At 44.4% G+C, this 17,510-nt stretch carries 15 protein-coding genes and 1 pseudogene; 7 read left to right on the forward strand and 9 right to left on the reverse strand.

What is annotated here, in order from left to right:
- The first annotated feature begins 102 nt into the window (after positions 1–102).
- On the forward strand, positions 103–987 hold the full coding sequence (locus IUA53_RS05565) for a LysR family transcriptional regulator (RefSeq protein WP_044448188.1): 885 nt from the start codon (positions 103–105) through the stop codon (positions 985–987).
- Between the two features lie 13 nt (positions 988–1,000).
- Here IUA53_RS05565 and IUA53_RS05570 read toward each other — a convergent pair whose 3' ends face one another.
- Positions 1,001–1,498 carry a DUF6644 family protein gene (locus tag IUA53_RS05570; RefSeq protein WP_196898667.1) on the reverse strand — a complete coding sequence of 166 codons (498 nt, stop codon included), beginning with the start codon at positions 1,496–1,498 and terminating at the stop codon, positions 1,001–1,003.
- 13 nt (positions 1,499–1,511) lie between these two features.
- Positions 1,512–3,293 carry a DUF6152 family protein gene (locus IUA53_RS05575; RefSeq protein ID WP_196898669.1) on the reverse strand — a complete coding sequence of 594 codons (1,782 nt, stop codon included), beginning with the start codon at positions 3,291–3,293 and terminating at the stop codon, positions 1,512–1,514.
- A gap of 458 nt (positions 3,294–3,751) precedes the next feature.
- Between IUA53_RS05575 and IUA53_RS05580 the strand changes: the two genes are divergently transcribed.
- The gene (locus IUA53_RS05580; RefSeq protein ID WP_044057714.1) at positions 3,752–4,303 is read left to right on the forward strand and encodes a DJ-1/PfpI/YhbO family deglycase/protease; all 552 of its coding nucleotides are present in this window, start codon (positions 3,752–3,754) and stop codon (positions 4,301–4,303) included.
- Between the two features lie 75 nt (positions 4,304–4,378).
- Here IUA53_RS05580 and IUA53_RS05585 read toward each other — a convergent pair whose 3' ends face one another.
- A complete protein-coding gene (locus IUA53_RS05585; protein WP_044448185.1) occupies positions 4,379–5,293 on the reverse strand; it encodes a hypothetical protein in 915 nt (304 codons plus the stop codon).
- A 424-nt stretch (positions 5,294–5,717) separates the two neighbouring features.
- Here IUA53_RS05585 and gtfA point away from each other — a divergent pair, with 424 nt between their 5' ends.
- The 3 genes from gtfA to IUA53_RS05600 all read left to right on the forward strand — a co-directional run bounded on the left by gtfA (position 5,718) and on the right by IUA53_RS05600 (position 9,164).
- Positions 5,718–7,199 (forward strand): sucrose phosphorylase, encoded by a 1,482-nt coding sequence (gene gtfA / locus IUA53_RS05590; RefSeq protein WP_044448182.1) that lies wholly within the window; start codon positions 5,718–5,720, stop codon positions 7,197–7,199.
- A 241-nt stretch (positions 7,200–7,440) separates the two neighbouring features.
- Positions 7,441–8,064 carry a DUF6515 family protein gene (locus IUA53_RS05595; RefSeq protein WP_196898671.1) on the forward strand — a complete coding sequence of 208 codons (624 nt, stop codon included), beginning with the start codon at positions 7,441–7,443 and terminating at the stop codon, positions 8,062–8,064.
- Positions 8,065–8,243: 179 nt separating this feature from the next.
- Positions 8,244–9,164: a dienelactone hydrolase family protein gene (locus IUA53_RS05600; RefSeq protein WP_231401265.1), complete on the forward strand. Its 921-nt coding sequence runs from the start codon at positions 8,244–8,246 to the stop codon at positions 9,162–9,164.
- 141 nt (positions 9,165–9,305) lie between these two features.
- Here the strand turns inward: IUA53_RS05600 and IUA53_RS05605 are convergent, their stop codons facing one another.
- From IUA53_RS05605 to IUA53_RS05620, 4 genes and pseudogenes are all read right to left on the reverse strand, one after another.
- Complete coding sequence (locus tag IUA53_RS05605; RefSeq protein WP_044448175.1) at positions 9,306–9,869, reverse strand: DUF4136 domain-containing protein; 564 nt, start codon at positions 9,867–9,869, stop codon at positions 9,306–9,308.
- A gap of 78 nt (positions 9,870–9,947) precedes the next feature.
- Positions 9,948–10,151 (reverse strand): hypothetical protein, encoded by a 204-nt coding sequence (locus tag IUA53_RS05610; RefSeq protein ID WP_196898673.1) that lies wholly within the window; start codon positions 10,149–10,151, stop codon positions 9,948–9,950.
- 56 nt (positions 10,152–10,207) lie between these two features.
- The gene (locus tag IUA53_RS05615; protein WP_044057707.1) at positions 10,208–10,462 is read right to left on the reverse strand and encodes a hypothetical protein; all 255 of its coding nucleotides are present in this window, start codon (positions 10,460–10,462) and stop codon (positions 10,208–10,210) included.
- A 93-nt stretch (positions 10,463–10,555) separates the two neighbouring features.
- A pseudogene (locus IUA53_RS05620) lies at positions 10,556–11,068 on the reverse strand (cupin domain-containing protein); the annotation flags it as partial.
- 300 nt (positions 11,069–11,368) lie between these two features.
- On the opposite strand from IUA53_RS05620, the gene IUA53_RS05625 reads away from it, so the two are divergent.
- Positions 11,369–12,454 carry a serine hydrolase domain-containing protein gene (locus IUA53_RS05625; RefSeq protein ID WP_196898675.1) on the forward strand — a complete coding sequence of 362 codons (1,086 nt, stop codon included), beginning with the start codon at positions 11,369–11,371 and terminating at the stop codon, positions 12,452–12,454.
- A 3-nt stretch (positions 12,455–12,457) separates the two neighbouring features.
- Here the strand turns inward: IUA53_RS05625 and IUA53_RS05630 are convergent, their stop codons facing one another.
- Both IUA53_RS05630 and IUA53_RS05635 read right to left on the reverse strand, forming a co-directional pair.
- Positions 12,458–14,470, reverse strand: coding sequence for a tetratricopeptide repeat-containing diguanylate cyclase (locus tag IUA53_RS05630; protein WP_196898677.1), 2,013 nt, complete (start codon positions 14,468–14,470; stop codon positions 12,458–12,460).
- Positions 14,471–14,584: 114 nt separating this feature from the next.
- Positions 14,585–16,558: a class I adenylate cyclase gene (locus tag IUA53_RS05635; protein ID WP_196898679.1), complete on the reverse strand. Its 1,974-nt coding sequence runs from the start codon at positions 16,556–16,558 to the stop codon at positions 14,585–14,587.
- 243 nt (positions 16,559–16,801) lie between these two features.
- Here IUA53_RS05635 and IUA53_RS05640 point away from each other — a divergent pair, with 243 nt between their 5' ends.
- Positions 16,802–17,458 (forward strand): NAD(P)H-dependent oxidoreductase, encoded by a 657-nt coding sequence (locus IUA53_RS05640; RefSeq protein ID WP_044057703.1) that lies wholly within the window; start codon positions 16,802–16,804, stop codon positions 17,456–17,458.
- The last annotated feature ends 52 nt before the right edge of the window (positions 17,459–17,510 follow it).

Raw genomic sequence — 17,510 nt, forward strand, 5'->3', positions numbered from 1 at the left:
TAACTTCACTGTTTTGCAGCGCAAGTTGAAGAATAATTTACGCCGCTAGTACAATTATGCAAAATGGGACCTATTGAAAAAATTAATAGGTCGGAGAGAAAGTTGAGACTTTCTATAGAACAGTTAAACGCGTTTTACGAAGTAGCCAGTGAGCGATCATTTTCTGCGGCGGCTCGAAAATTGAAAAAATCTCAATCTGCGCTGAGTATTGCGGTTGCAAATTTAGAAACTGACCTGGGGGTAACGTTATTCGACCGAACTGGGCGATACCCTGTGCTAACCCATAACGGTAAAAGCCTATTGCGGGATGCTGAAGCTATCTTGCAGCAATGTGCATCTATGGAAAATCGCGCTTATGGATTGGCTGCTGAATTAGAAAATGAGGTCACATTAGCCATAGATGACACCATCCCTTTTGCGCTATTGGCATCAAATTTAAATGAATTTGCTCACCAGTTTCCTTTTGTTGACTTAAATTTACTACACCCTTCATCATCCTACGTACAAAATCTCGTTGAGCAAAAAAATGCGGGGCTAGGCATTATGTGTGCCGGCGAAAACTATCCTGCACATATTAATTTCAAACGGCTCGGCTATATTGTATTTGCTAATGTGGTGCATAAAGATCATCCGTTAGCTAAATTCGAGGAAGTCACCTTTGAGCAATTGAGCCAGTACAGAAATTTAGTGTATAGCCCGTTACAAAATGTGCTTCCCACCAGTGAGTATTTGAGTGGACCTCGACAATGGCGAATGGAAAGCTACCTTAATTTGATACATATGCTAAGTAGTGGGTTAGGGTGGGCTACAGTACCTAAGCAAGTACTGAGTGATAGCAAAGTTAAAGGAGAGTTAGTGGAACTTCATTTAACGTCTTACCCCTTTACCGAGTGGATGGTAGGGGTGGATTTAATTTGGTCTACTGAACATCGCTTAGGGAAAGCGGCAGAGTGGCTAAAAGGCGCATTAGGGAATACGCCTTTATAGCCAGTATTACCCGCTAGGGGGTTTCTACGTAGGGGATAAAGCGGCCTAAAATAATCACGCTTGACCATAGCGCTAACGAAAGCCAGGCCACCACTTGGGCTTCTGAACTTGGGGTTTGCCCATGGCAATTGAAGTGCAATTTAGGTTTAACTCGCAGTAAAAAATAAAGGGTGTTAAGACCAGCAAGGACAATCATTAGCATTTTTAGCCCAAATGCGAGATTAACCAAGTACCGGTCTGGATCGCCCGCCACAAACAACGCACCTGAAATAAGGTTGATGGCAAAACCAATAAGCGCAAAGCGAAGAAACGCCTCTACTTTTTCTAACGGCAATTGTTTAGCTATACCGACGAGTCTCAAATCCACGATGAGTAGCGCCCCAAAAAGTAAACTTAGCCCGAGAAAGTGCAGCATTTCTAGGGTGGGGAACACCACCGCATTGTCCATCACAAAATGGTTCAGTTGGCTATTATTCAGTGCGTCTATAATCCACGAAAGGCATGTATTCATTGTCTAAAACTCCTTAGGATAAATAGCCGATGAGACGGCCGGCCACAATGGCTAGAACCCAACTCAATAACGTTACAACGGCAAGGGGCTTGTACGACGATGAAACAGAAGGTGTCTGCATTATCGCTTTGTTAACCAACCGCCACGTTAGCGCTATTCCCAGTGCTACCAGGAGAATCTTGCTTCTAAATGCCCAGTTGTAAAATAGCTCAGACGCATTTCCAAAGAAGAGGGCGGTACCCGACAGTAGATTGATAGCAAAACCGATTAATGCCACATGCCAGTATGGGGCGAGTGAAGAAAATGCAATAGAAGACGCAAAACCTAGTGCTCTTATGCATATCATCAAGGCTACACCTACCATGGTGGCCATTCCTATGGCATGCAGCGATAGTACAATGGGGTAACCCCATTGCGTACTCGATATCGCCATGCCCACGCTGGAGTCTTCTAGCCAGTAAAGAAATGCATTTTCATGGTTATTCATGTTGTTTGAGGGTGAGGTCGCTCGCGTGACTCCTATGCCGCCTAGACTGTCTGAACCGCGCTCTGCCGTAAGATCTTCACACTCGTAAGCCGTAAACTTGTCGTGGGTGAACGTAACTTCGTCCGATCCTGTCATAGGCGACTTAAGATAGAGAGGGTCGGTAATAGTATATTCACGTTTCAAAACCGTTCCGTCGGCGTTTAAAGAGAAACGCTCGACAATGGTCATTTCGGTGCTGTTTTTGGCGGGTGAGGGAGGCCCACGTCTGCCTTTAGGGCGTTCACCTTTCATACCTGGAGGGGGGCCGCCAGCATTATCAGGGCGAGGGGGGCGCTCACTTTTTTCTCCCCGCTCGCCTTTACCGCCAGGGGGCATGCCACCTGGGTTTCCCCCCAACGGCGCCATAATCCAACCCTCGTCAAAACCGGTAGTGGTTACCACTAAGGTATCGCCTTCCCACTTTCCGGTAGAAAACCCGGCTCTGTTGCGCTGATAGTCACTAGGCATTCGCGTACCATCGAGGTAAATGGTTCGCTTCAGGCTCATGAAGCCATAGCTTAAGGTCATCTGGCTACTCGACTGCTCAATTTTATTCACCATTAAATCGAACCACCAATCCATAATGATATTAGTGGGTTCACATTGAAAGCGAGGGTTATCCGCAGAGCTAGCGCCGGCAATGGCGGCCTTACCAGCTTGGGTGAGTTCTGCCATTTCGCCCCCTGCGCCTGGAGGTGCGCCCGCTTTTCGAACCATAGCCCAATTGCCGGCAAAGTTAGGTGAACCATCTTCGCGCACTAAGCTACGTTTTTTTTCACTCTCTTCATCTTCATGGGTGGCGTGGAATTCTTCGTGATCGTCGTCATGATGATCCTCGTTTATTGCTTCTTCTTGCATGTCGAGGGTTGTACTGATGTGGCCGTCGTCGTCAAACTCACTGTTGCGCGTGGCAGTCATACCATTTTCAAACGTAATTTCTTTCATATAGCAGGTGGTAGGGTCGGTTCTATCTGGCGACCCTTTGATGGAAATTTCGCTGCCAGTTTTGAATAGGTCGGCTGTCCAGCCTCTGCGTTTAAGCAAAGAACCTGATTGCAGTTCACAACGCATATTGGTGACAGTTCCGTTGGTATCTACGGCGTCAAAATAGACATAGGCATGGGGGTTAACCAGCCTAATACGCGTGATTTTCCCGCTGAGTTCTACGGTGGCGTTGGTATCAAATTGACCGCTACTTCCGTGATGAGCGTTGACGGTACAAGAAAATAGCAATGCTACAAATACGCAAAGGCATCGTAGGTTTCCCATTGTGTTATGTCCTTAGTTTACAAAAATTACTGTAGCCCTCAGTGGCGATGAAGTGCGAAGTGAGTGGCATACAATATGAACCTTGAAAAGAGGTAGGGAATGATAATGAAAGCAAGGAAATGTCGCTACTAAGCAAATGTAAAGACCGTTTAAATTTTTCTCAGAAAAAGCTAAAATTTAGCGTCCCTGCGTTTTCTGTTTTTATCCCTGCTTTCATTTATGCCTTGTCGAGTACGCCAAATTTTTCGGTGTGCAGGGTGTAATTCTTTCATTACAGACTCGTTTCTTCACTCAGTGTATATCACTCTCTAGGTGTATTTCTGGTTTTTTGTATTTTAATCAGTTGGTTGTGATAGTTTTTCTTTAGGAGTGAAAATTGCTTCGTTAATGTTACTGAAACGATGCCAGCCTTTATATCAAGGTACTCGTTGCACTAACCATGAGAGGAGTATTTTTACATGAGTGACAATCAAAACCTTTTTGGAAAGAAAATCGCTATTTTGGCCACCGATGGATTTGAACAAATTGAACTCATCCAGCCTAAAGACATGTTAATGGAAAAAGGGGCGCAAATTGACATAGTCTCAATCGACCAGAAAGACACCATTCAGTCATGGGATGAAGACAACTGGGGAGACAGCGTGAAGGTTGATGCGCAAGTCACCGATGTGAGCCCCAGCGATTACGATGCCTTAATTTTGCCTGGCGGCCAAATTAACCCCGACTTACTTCGTGCCAACGATGAGGCGGTGGCTTTTATTAAGCAGGCCCATGATGAATCTAAAGTGAAAGCTGTGGCGGCAATTTGTCATGGCCCTTGGCTGCTTGCCGAATCGGCTCTCATTGATGGCTGTGAAGTGACGTCTTTTCCCAGTATTAAAACCGATCTGATAAATGCTGGCGCAAAATGGGCTGACAAAGAAGTGGTGACAGATGGAAAATTGGTGACCAGTCGCAACCCTGATGATATCTCAGCCTTTGTGGCTAAAATTACCGAATTGGTTGCGTAACTAAAAGACTAAGCAGGGGCGCGCTCGTGCCCCTGAATGATTATTTTCAGTATTCAAGTACCACTTGCTCACTCGTTAATTAAGCAGTGCTGCTAATCTTGCTGCCCACGTATGGTTTTTCTCAATTTCGTTCACCGTTGACTTTCGGTGCTCGAGAGGCACGTCAGTTTGCACCTTATTACTTGGATAAACCGCAGGTAAACCTTGCAGCATTTGACGTTGGTTAACATTGGCGTCAAACAAAATCGGCGTGCCTTTAGCTAGCGGGTAAACCATTCGCTCGTGTAGCGCGAATTCGAACCCTGGTGAGTTATGAACCACAAAGCTGGCGTTAGCCATTTTTTCAAGCATGTCTTTGTACGGTACTTCGTCATGATAACGGTGGAATGGGTAAGCTTGCTGGTATTGTTTTACATTTCTACCATAAACATCTAAAACGATATTTTTTTCGGTGTAAGATGCGAGAATTCTCTCTCGAGCGAGTGCACGTATGTATAAATCAGCTTCGCAGGTTATTTTGTAAATAGCTTCATTGAGCTGTGCTCTTGCAGGCTGGTTGCCATTGGGTAACACCCCTATCGCCATTAAAAGTTCATTGATGCTTCCCACGGCCGTAACCACTGGCTTCAACTGGTCCCACACGCCCATTTCCTGTAGCTTTTTCTGTGCGTTATCTTTATTGATATGGCTTGCAGGAAATAAAATCTCCCCCGATTTTGCTTCATTTAATGACTCGGCTGAGGCGATATCTGCCCTAGAGACGGCATGAAAGAAGTCGCGTGCGGGAATATTAAGAAGCTGAGCGAACGCGGTATGTTCTTTTGCAACGCATAGAAGCTCGAAACCTCTGTATTGCTGGAGGTGAGGCAAGATAAGAAGAGGGGGGGCGACGGCAAGCGCATAGGCTTTTCCGAACGTTAATGCGGTATCGAGGCAAGACCCATTAATACATAGACTAAACTTAACGTCTTTCTTCGATATTTGGTTCAATAATTTAGCTACGGTTACGCCATCATCAACGGGAAGGACTAAACTTTTTCTCCCATTGTCTCAAGGTCGTGCTTAATACCCTCGCTGAAATGGGAAAGTACGCCATATTGATTGACCACGCCAAAAATTAATATCATAAAACATCTTTGTGGGGTGTTGAGTAATAAAGTTCTGTAGCATTATAGACTTGCATGAGGAAGAGTGTATCGACTGATCGTTTTCTTTCATGAATTTTCTTCAGTGACCAATGAAATTTTAAAGGGTAGCTAAGGAAGAGTTAAAACAAGTTATTTACATTTGAACTGATGATTGCTATTTTACTCCCGCAAACTTAATCGATTAAGTTTGTGTTGGTAAAGGTAAAGATACGGCGTTTCTTAAAAGCCTAAAGGCGCCACGTTTACCGTATTTTGGAGAAATTTTCATGTCTATACGCAACGGCGTTCAATTAATCACCTATGCCGATAGGTTAGGTGATGGCAATATAGAAAGCCTTAACGGCCTTCTTAACGGTAAGCTTAGTGGCCTATTTACGGGTGTTCACATTCTGCCGTTTTACTATCCTTACGACGGCGAAGATGCTGGTTTTGACCCTATTGATCACACCATTGTGGATGAGCGTTTAGGCGATTGGAATCACATTAAGTCGATAGGCGAGTCAAAAAATATTATGGCCGATCTCATCGTCAATCACATGTCGGCACAAAGCGCTCAGTTTAAAGACGTGCTAGCTCATGGGCGTGAGTCAGAGTTTTGGCCGCTTTTCCTGACTAAACAAGATGTTTTTACCAGTGATGATGACGCTGAAACCGCGGCGCAGATCGCGCAAGTTTTTAGACCTCGCCCCACTCCGTTTTTCAGCAACTATGAAGTAGCCGGAAAAGAGATGGTGCCCTTTTGGACAACGTTTACATCTAACCAAATTGATATAGACGTAGAGTCAGATTTAGGCAAAGCGTATCTTTCTTCTATTCTTACTTCGTTTACGCAAAGCAATGTAGATTTAATCCGCTTAGATGCTGCGGGTTATGCCATTAAGCGCGCCGGATCGAATTGCTTTATGTTAGAAGAGACCTTCGAATTTATCGAGTCTCTTAGCACTCGTGCCAGAGGCATGGGAATGCAATGTTTGGTTGAAATACATAGTCACTACCAAACACAAATTGATATTGCCGCACGTTGCGACAGTGTTTATGACTTTGCACTACCACCATTAGTGCTGCATACGTTATTTACTAAAGATGCGAGTGCGCTAGCGCATTGGTTATCCATTTCCCCACGCAATTGTTTCACTGTGCTAGATACTCACGATGGCATAGGTATAGTGGATGTTGGGGCAAGTGGCGATAAGCCGGGGTTGTTAAACAACGACGAAATAAACAATTTAGTTGAGCAAATTCACATTAATTCGCAAGGGGAGTCGAGAAAGGCTACCGGCGCAGCCGCTAACAATGTGGATTTGTATCAAGTTAATTGCACCTACTATGATGCCTTGGGGCAGAACGATCTTGAATATCTAGTAGCCAGAGCTATCCAGTTCTTTAGCCCAGGTATACCTCAGGTGTATTATGGCGGATTGCTCGCTGCGGCAAATGACATGTCATTACTCGCTAGAACCAATGTTGGTCGAGATATTAATCGTCCCTACCTATCCAGTAGCGATGTAGACGAAGCCTTTGAAAAGCCAGTGGTGCAAGGGTTGATGACGTTGATAAAACTAAGAAACGATTCGTCAGCCTTTGACGGTGAATTTCGTGTTTCTTATACGCACAATCTACTTGAGCTTGTTTGGATAAATGGCGAGGCGTCTGCACAATTGACTGTAGACTTTGCCGATTTTGATGCCGTTATTCGTATGGTGAGCGCGGAAGAAACCACCGCCTTTTCGCTATCGTCACTGCTTTAACAGTAAAAATGTTATTCTAAAAAAGAACGCCTCCGTACTGAAGTACGTGGGGCGTTTTTCAGTCGTTTATTCAAATCACTGTTATCCTCTCGTTTTTATTCAGTAAATTTACGAAACTTATACCTACTTTTCCGTATTCTTGACGAATTTTTTCTTCGCGGATGACTCAAAGTCACTATCACATGCAATCGTCTAATTTGTTTTGTTTCGATGTGAGCTTTCAATTTTTGGCAAGGAAATTATGATGAATTTACGATTATTATCGGCCCTGTGTGTCACCTTAATGGCTGGATGTGCCCATTCTCCACGGGGTGGGCATGGACATGTCAGAGTTAGTGGGCATGGTGGCGGCGTGGCTGCAGTTGCTGTGGGTATTGGTATAGGGGCATTGGTGGCAAATGTCATTAGCCGGCCCAAATATGAAGTAGGGCACAAGCCAACCCATGTTCCGCGAGATGCGAGAGATATTCATTTTCACGGTGTCACCTACCGTTATCACAATGGGGTTTATTATCAAAAAATGGAGGGGGCTTTTCATGTTGTTCGCCCGCCACTGGGGATAAGAGTGCATACCCTTCCTCCTAAACCTGACGTAATAGTGATCGATGGTGAAACTTATTACGTGGCCGAAGGGGTTTATTACTATAAATCCGGTGACGATTACATTGTGGTGGATGAACCAAAAGTAAGCGCCCCTCGGCGTCACACAACGTATGTTTCAGGCCAGTTTTACAGTGATTTACCTAGCCAGGCAAAGCCGGTGAAAATAAATGGTATTCAGTATTTTACCTATGAAGGTTTGTTCTTTTTACCCCAACCAGTAAATGGCAGTGTGCGCTATTTGGTTGTAGAACTTAACGATTAAAGTCGTTTAAATAGGCTCGTTAAGGTACGCGCCCTTCAGAAAAAGGGGGCGTTTCATCTTGTTTAATTGATTATCTGCGCGTTTTATAGGTAGTGTTAAATTGCTGGTATAGCCGTTTGTTGGGTTGCCCCTTGTGGCAATCGTTGAGAATGTAACCCTACCCCAAAATAAAACGCAGGTTGATTACGACGAAAGCAAAAAATGAAGCAGCAGAGTCTCGCATTCCCATTCCTCAAGAGGCCTTTGATTGGTACGACGAATACGCCCATGGTGATATCGATAGGCGAACCTTTTTAACGCGTATTGCGTCGCTTTCCATTGCGGGATTGTCTGTTGGGGTCATTGGAAACGCCCTTCTCCCTGATTATGCTAAAGCCGAGCAGGTGTCGTTTAACGACCCTGCTATTAAGGCGACCTATGAAGAATTTGCGTCGCCAGAAGGCCATGGTACAGGGGGAGGGTATTTGGTGATACCCAGCTCCCTTAGTGCAGACCAAAAAGCGCCTGCCGTACTTGTTGTGCATGAAAATAGAGGTTTGAACCCTTACATAAAAGATGTTGCTCGCCGATTAGCTTCTCAAGGTTTTATTGCCTTTGCCCCCGATGCTTTATTTCCACTTGGCGGCTATCCAGGTAATGATGATGATGGCCGAGCAATGCAGCGAAGCTTAGACAAACAAAAAATTGAAAATGACTTTATAGCTGCTGCTCGTTGGCTTCATTCTCATAATCAAACCACAAATAAACTGGGTGTGGTGGGATTTTGTTTTGGTGGATACATCAGTAATTTTCTTGCTGCCACATTGCCAGACGTCATTAGCGCCGCAGTGCCTTTTTACGGCACACCGGCAAAGGGTGAGTTGCAGGCTCGGGTTAAAGGGCCTCTTTTGCTGCACTTCGGTGAAAAGGACAAGCGTGTGAACGCGACGTGGCCAGAATATGAAAAGGTATTGAAGGACAATGGTGCAGAATACTCAGCCCATGTTTATGCACAGGCTCAGCATGGGTTTCACAACGACTCAACTAGCCGCTATAGCCCGAAAGATGCTGAATTAGCATGGCAGCGTACCTTGGCGTTTTTCAACAGCCATTTACGTTAAACGCTGGAGTAACTGAGAGCGCTTCACAGCGCCGGTAGGCGCTGATGGATGCGGGGAGATGATACTTTCAAGCCACTCGAATACGTTTGCGCGAGCGCTGTATTTTCCGTTTTGTGGGTACAGCAGTGTGAGTGGAGTGGTTTAGCCCTTCGCCGGATACGCTGTGAGAAGCGCCTCCACCAGTTGCTCAAGCTTTTGCTGCACGCTGATGCTGTCTTTAGACTCTAATTCAGCACTGCCTGCAGCGCTGTATATAAATTCGTTGTTGTGCACCATATCAATTTGTAAGTTTTGATATTGGGTGACCTGTTCGCCCACGGGTAGGCTAAAAATACTGCCTAAAGATAAGCCACCAGAGCGGCCAAAAATGCCCGTGCCTAGCCCTAAATTTACTCGTGTGCCATTTTCTTTTGATGCGGTAGAAGGGAAAAAGCCAACAATAATGTCTGCGTCCTCTTCTGATGACGGCGTTAACCCTTTCGATTGCAGAGTGCGGGTAATGGCGTTAGCCACCTGATTTTCTATCACTTCGTTGATAGCATTTAATGGGGGCGTTACATAAAACGTATTGAGAGCGGCAAAGTTCTGCGACTCACTTATATTAATTTCAGGTTTGTTGCTGGCACAGCCAGCTAGCGCAACACAAAAAAGAATCGTATAGGCGGCATGTTTGAATACAGTGAATGTTGGATGATTAATTTGCATCGAGCGCTAATGTCGTAATGAATAATGTGTTTAAACGAAGTGACCCAGTGAAAGGGATCGCTTTTTAGGTTGGGCTAATTATTCTTTACGAAATACCTTTAACTTAATGGCGATTTGCGTGCACACAAAACCCACAAGCAATATTACCGAGATGATCATGCTTATTTCAGCCAACTCTCCCATTTCCCAGTTCGCTTTAATAGCGCGAATAAAGGCAATGCTTAGGAAAATGATAGATAGCGCGTAAATGACATAACTTAAAACAGCTTTAATATTAGGCATGAAAAAAATCCTTTGTTTAGGAAAGGAGCGAAAGCTCCTCAACCTATTTCGTTATTTTAATGAGAAAGAGACGGCGTGGAAGAACCTACATTCGTCGTTCTTTCAGACATTTTGTCACCTATTGTGCTCCCTGCGTAACCTAGGCCACCGGAAAGTGCGCCTAAGCCTATAGCAGCCGGGCCGCCTCTAAGGCCGCTAATAGCGCCGGCGAGCAAAGATGCGCCAAGTCCAGCCAAACTAAAATCTCCCCAGCAGTGTTCAGCACATCCGCCTGAGACTCGTTCAATGTCGTTTAACATCAGTTGTTTCATTTTACATTCCTTATGTTTTCCCCCTAATTGGGACACTAAAATTAACCTGAAATGAAAAGGAAAACAGCTGTATCAAAGGCCAGTTATTGGTCATTAGCGGGTGAGCTTTTTGATTACGTCGGCATGCTGTGGAAACGCTAACAACATGGCACTTCTTTTCCCTAACTGCATATCTGTGTATTCAAACCCCGGCGCAACCGCTTCACCGATGAGCCCGTATCCATAGAGCCCTTTTTGTGGAATCACCGATGCTTTCCAAGTTCCCCCTTTTACCACCATTTGCAGTTTGTGACCTTGAGTTGGGTCAGGCCCTAAAATATGGGTTTCTAGGCTACCGTCCTCGTTTATCAAATAATAGGTAATGGGGTCACCCATATGAAAATAATGCATGATGTCTGACTGGTTCATATGAAAATGGCCAATGGGAGATTCGCCTGTAAGCAAATAATAGATAGATGTCATCGTCACCCTGTTACCATGACTGGTGGATAACATGGGGCGATGATCGGCCTTAAATGTTTGCTTAAAATAACCACCTTCTACATGGCCTTCTAGTTCCAATGCGTTTATAAGCTGATTAGCGGTTAGCATTCTGGAGGAATGGCTGCCTTTCACTTTGATTGGTTCGCCAGCGGTTTTGAAATAAGGTGTCGAATTTTGACACCCCGTTAAAACCACACTGAAAGCAAATAGAGGCAGAAAAGTAAGACATTTAGGAGAACATTTGAACACTGTGAGATCCTTAGCGATTCGCGATAAAATTTAGCATACCCAGTTCCCGCATTTTTACCAATCCTTTGCGCTTACAATTTCTTACGTATTAGCGCATGCACGTGGTGATGTTTGCTTGTATGTTAGACGTGAAGTCAATTTAGGTGCTTTAATAAACAACACAAGATGCTGCATATGGACAAAAAAAAGCGGAAAAAATACCTCACACTGATCATGCCTCTAATTGGTATTGCCATTGGGGTGATAATAGCGCCTCTTGATCTTCTGCCGCTATGGCTTTCCCCTCAACCTAACACCATAGAAAAAGTATTAGAAGAAGGTATAAACGCTGATATTGATGGCATCTTGCTGTACGTTGAAACAAGCGATAAGCCACCAAGTATTTATAGCGCGGGCGTTAATAATAAAATGGCTGGCTCATCCTTACAGGCTGACACTTTGTTCAAAATCGCCAGCATTAGCAAAATGTTTATGGCAGTAAGCATTGTTAAATTAGTGGATAATCAAAGCCTCTCTCTCGATGATACATTAGCCACCTTATTGCCTCAGCGAAGTCAGATTATCAACAATGCGGATAGTATTACTCTCGGCATGTTGGTGCAGCACACAAGTGGTATTCCAGATTTTGTTAATCAACAAGGGCATCATTGGTTTGAGCCAGCCTCGCAGGCCAGTGATTATTTTGCCTTGGTTGCCAATAAGCCGCCGTTGTTCTCACCAGGCGAGGATTATCGCTATTCCAATACCAACTACCTGCTGCTGGGTGAAATTATGGATCGTGCGCTTGGGTATCATCATAGCCGTTTTATTCAACAGCATATTCTTGCCCCGCTTTCACTTTCCGATACCTACTATTCTTTATCTGAAGTAGATAATGACGCCGTGGCGAGTGGTTATTGGTATGGCTACCAAGATGATCTCAAGTCATTAAACTTCGTGGCACCCGGTGGGTCTATGATTGCTAGCGCAGGCGATGTCGCTACGTTCATAAGGGCACTAAACAAAGGGGCATTACTATCCCCCAGTGAGCAACAGCTTTATGAACGGCTCTATCCTTTAGAACATGATGGGTGGTTACCTGGCTATCACAGTAAAGCAAGATACTATGCAGATATAGATACCGTAGTGGTGCAATTTACCAATACCACAGGCGGTGAGACATGGGGGCTTGCTAATGTGATTGGCGGGAAAGCAACCGCCATGGCTAACATCGTGTTTGAACGTGCCGTGAATGTGGTTGAGCGAGAATCGCAGCAATAATCTTTATGGGGCTATTTCGTTCCAACTGGTAACAGAATTCCGACCTTTGTGCTTGGAATGAAATAGCGCAGTATCAGCCTGTTCAATAAGTTCCGATGGCGTGTTAGCGGTAAACGCCATTGATGAAACGCCAATACTGCACGTCACCTCTATGTCGCCATGTTTGTATGTGCTTACTTTGTTTTTGATAGTATGAGCAATATCAATTGCACTGTTAATGGTTGATGTGGGTAAAACAATACAAAATTCTTCACCGCCGTAGCGCGTAACAATACCCGTGTCATTGACGGTGTGGGTTAAAATAGCGGCAATCTCTTCCAGTACCTTGTCACCGGCGGTATGGCCATACGTATCGTTAATTGCCTTAAAGTGGTCAATATCCACCATGATTAGGCTGTAATTTTCAGCCAAGGGAGGATTGGCAAAGTCTTCGTTAAGGTAATCGAATAAATAGCGTCTATTATAGCAACGGGTCAACGGATCTTGGGTCGCCAGTTTATCAAGCTCAGCATTGCGCTTCTTTGCAGCGCTAAAGCTGCGATAAATAAAGGCACTAAACAATAAACAGACCGCAAGCATAAGTGCCAGCGCTAAACTGGCGTATTTGTTCTTGGTTAATTCAAGCTCGGCAATAGTATTTCTCTGGTTCGCAATTTCAACTTCATCACTTTTCTTGTCTAATTCTAGCTTTGATAGCTTCGCGTCTTCTCGCAGATCATTGAGTTCCATCTCAAGGGTTCGGGAATACAAAGAGGCGTTAGACAGCGCCATTTGCTTGGCGATTTCTTCATCTTTTAAGATCGTGATCATTTGAATTTCTTTTTCAGCATACGCCAGCGAGCCGGCAATGTTGCCTCGCTTTTTGTCTGCTTTTCTAAGTGCACGATAGCTGTAAAGTAAGTAGGCGGTGTCGTTAATTTCTGCTGCTAATTGTTGGGCTCTTAACAGTAAGGGCACGGCCGAGGCTGCCGATTGGTTTATCAACAATTCACCAAGATGCACAAGTGACTTGGTTTGATTTAACTTATTGCCCGATGCTTCTGCATAGTTAAGTGATTCTTCATAACGGGCTTTAGCGAGTTTCGGCTGCCCACTGTCACGGTATATATCTGCAATAATGCGCGTCGTCAATGACAGCTTTTCTACTTCATTTTCAGCCTTGTAAATATCATAAGCACGTTGGGCAAAATTCAACGCCGTTGAATAATCGGAACTGTGCCATTTTGAAACGCCCATTTCTCGTAAGGCTGTGGCCAGTGTTCTGGCTTCTAATTTATCTTTGGGCAACCCTATGGTGGTGAGATAAAAGCGCTCAGCGTTGTCGAATTGCATCAGTCTGGTGTAAACCAGGCCCATTTCATTGGCTGCTTTCGCAATACGGTTTGGCGCGTTAACACGTTTGAAATACTGATACGCCTTGTACGCATGTTCAAGTGATGCATCATAGCGACCTATGTGCCGGTATATGATGGCTGCGCCCATGAACGCCTTCGCTTCCCCTTCAGGATCATCAATTTCGCTGTGAATACGCAAGCTCAACATAGAGCATTGGAGTGCTTTTTCAAGTTCGTTAATATAACGCTCCGCCTCCGCTAACGTATTGAGGGTGCGAGCCATATATTTCTTGTCGTTTAATGCAGTGAAGATAGCCAGTGCTTTTCGATAGTAGACGACGGTTTCTGTTCTTTCTTTTAGGCGCTTATAAGACTGTGCAACATTGGTATAGGTAGTACCAAGCAAACGTTGTTCGGTTTTTTTACTCGATTGGGCAAGGATAGATGCTGCGTGTAGATAAGCTGAAATGGCAAGGGAGAATTGCTTAGTATCGTAATAGCCGTCTGCAGAGGCTAACCAATTTTCAACTTCCTCTTGCTGAACGTCAGACAAAGACAATGCGCTTTCTGCCGAGGTAGCAGAGAGAGAACCCGAAGGGGCAGGGAACGCACTCACCGCCTTAGCATTGGCAAAGAATGTAACAGAAAGCACGAATAACGAACAACGTAACCGATTTTGCATCAAACCTCAATTGTCTTAAAAGATATCCATTTCACGATGACAGCAATCTGCAATAAAGACCATAAGGTCACCTTTACTACAAAAATAGCGCAATAATGAGCGAAAAACTGTGTACTACTGCAATAAAGTAAACGACATAGCATGGTTTTCGATGAACTCTCCATGGATGCGCGAGTGTTGATTCCCTCTTGGGATAAACACAAAGCAGGCCGCTGGGTTGTTTATATCTTGCATGTCTAACCATAAGGCATCGAGGCTTTCTTCACCATGACACACAAAAGTTTCACCCCAAGATGTACTATAGATCATAGAGATATCTTCAACATTCGCCTTTTGTCTAAGTGTGGGGAAATTGACAATAACCATGCAGCTAATAATGCGCTCTGGTGCCAGTAATTGATTGCGGGTAAGTGCCGATACCTTGACGGGGGGAAAATGCTTACACAAATGCTTCAGCAAATCATTGAGGTCTAATTCGCTGATTTCACCTGAGTTGTAATCTAAAAGCACCTGAGTGCGACTATCAATAATACGGCTAGATACACACCAGGCGATTAAAGAAATGGCGTTGTCAGCTTGAGATATTTTCTGATCTTCATCCACAATACCACTTTTGCTTAACTGATCTCCGGCATAAACTCGCCAAATTTGTTCCCCATTTTTAAGTTGTTTTAGGGAAACCGTCACACGCTCACAATAGGACTCGGCGTCGAATGCGCGTCTGAGGAAATCTATTTTGTTGGCCTTTTTACTGTAAAAAGTACTAAGTCTGCGACCTAATACTGTCATGTCTTTGACGTCCATTACTTGTTGCTCTGGCGTCAGTTGGGCAGAAATGCGGCGATAACACTTTAGTAAAAAACGGTGAATCTGGCGGCTGAACTGTAGCTTTTGATGGAAACTCCAACTATGTTGATTATCCAAATAATGAAGATCTGAACGGGTCCATCCCCAGGCTTTCGCGTAGGCCGTTATTATCTTGCGTTTAAAGTTGGGCTTTTGTCCTTGCGGTAAGGGTTCGCTAAGCTTAGCACCACATTTTAGGTAAAAGCACTGCTGTAAAAGCAAAACGTCTTCTTTCTGCCCCTGACTTTTGTAGTGGCTAATGAGCTGATCGAACATTAACCCATAAGGGTCGATGATGGCCACACTTCCTGGCGCTTCAGCCCCCCTATGAACATGTTTTTTAAGTACGTTACACAAGGGCTGACCGAGTTCAATATTCGCAAGGTAAACTTCTAATTTAGCTATCTTAAGCAAAGACTTAAATGGTGAATCCATGGCTTTACTTAGCTGCCAGATAGTGGCACCAAAAAGCTCACTTGCGTCTAACCGGTCGATGTGGCCTAAATCCATAAACCAGTTAATGTCTGGCGAGCCCCCTTTTTCCAAGGTGCTATACAAGCCTTGATATTGTTTGTGGGTGGCTTTTTCAGGGGTAAGCCACCAAAAAGGCGCTTTTCCCGCCACCACGATATTGGTGTTATAAAATTCCGCTTTTAAGAATAGTGCTTGCGCTGAACCGGCGCTTTCACCGTCGGCTATGCCAAAGTTGTTTTGCCGTACGTGGTCAATTTGCGACAAGAAAAAATGCACTTCAACCTTGTATTCATGCTCCGCCCATTGTTCAATTAGGGTTAGCTTTTGCTGTAATTTTTCGAGTTGCGCATCAGAAAAATCTTGCCCATTCACACATACCCAGTAATCAAAATCTGAATGCTCTGTTTGTGCAATTGTGCCAATACTTCCCATTAATATAAGCGCTTCAATAGACCTCTGTCGTGGCCAAATTTCTTTAATGTTGGTAAAGAGGTGACGCTGTTCAGGAAAGCAGGTAATGAGTGCAGAGGCTATATCTTCTCGAAAGGTGTAATTGTTGATACCCATGGGAATAGCGTGCCCATCCACGTAGCCAGGTAAGTCAGGATGATTAACATGCAATAAAAAAGGGAGCACATTGAACAGCGGTTGATGTGCTTTGGGCATGAGCGTAATGGCTCGTTCAATTCGAGCTTTGTTATATCTGAGCACCCGCAATAAGCGAATAGTCAGGTTTTGTTGAATTGATAGCGACTGTGGCGCTGTCATTGCTGCCCATATATTTGCTTAGGTAGGGGTCAAGAATAGCGCGAATTGGGTAAGCCTGCCTCTTATTTTTCCTCATAAAGATCTTGGATTTATAGTTGTTGGGTATCTAATCTTTTAACTCAAGCCGTTATTATCAAAAAAATATGTAAACTCATTCAAAGGCTTTGGGGCTTATCAATAACTGACCTTGGCTTTACACTTCTTCGCACATTTCGCAGTTACACTCATCAATAGGAGTTCATTGTGTCTCATCAGATTATTAGTGATTTACATACCCGTTACACAGCAAAAAAGTACGACAGTAACAAACGTATTTCAGCCGAAGATATGGCGATTATTACTGAAGCCTTACGCCTATCAGCGTCATCAATAAACTCTCAACCTTGGAAGTTTGTCATCGTAGAAAGTGATGAAGCAAAACAGCGCCTTCACGATACGTTTGCTAATAAGCATCAGTTTAACCAATTGCACGCGAAAGAAGCGTCACACACCGTGTTGCTTGCTTATGACCCTGCCTTTACCAAAGACAAGTTTGTCAAGCGTGTTGATGCAGAGGTTGCCTCTGGCCATTTGCCAGAGTCAATGCGTGACTCTTTTATGGGGGCCTATGCATTTGCCGAAGCAAACACAGATGAACAAGGTAACAATGGAAGTTGGACAAAAGCACAAGTGTACTTAGCATTAGGTAACTTATTGCATACACTTGCCCGTTTAGGCATTGCTTCCACGCCGATGGAAGGCGTGGACGCGGATCTCATTGGTGAGCTGTTCAGCAAGGAGCTAGACGGTCATATTTGCGAAGTGGCTGTTGCCATGGGCTATCCAGACCAAGAGCAAGACTGGAACTATGGTTTGCCGAAAGCTCGCTTACCTAAAGAAGACGTGGTTGAGGTGGTGTAATCACTACACTAGACACACGAGTTATGTGATGTCACGCCCCATTCCAAAAAGG

This window comes from Alteromonas sp. B31-7 (genome assembly GCF_015767655.1).
Lineage (GTDB): Bacteria > Pseudomonadota > Gammaproteobacteria > Enterobacterales > Alteromonadaceae > Alteromonas > Alteromonas australica.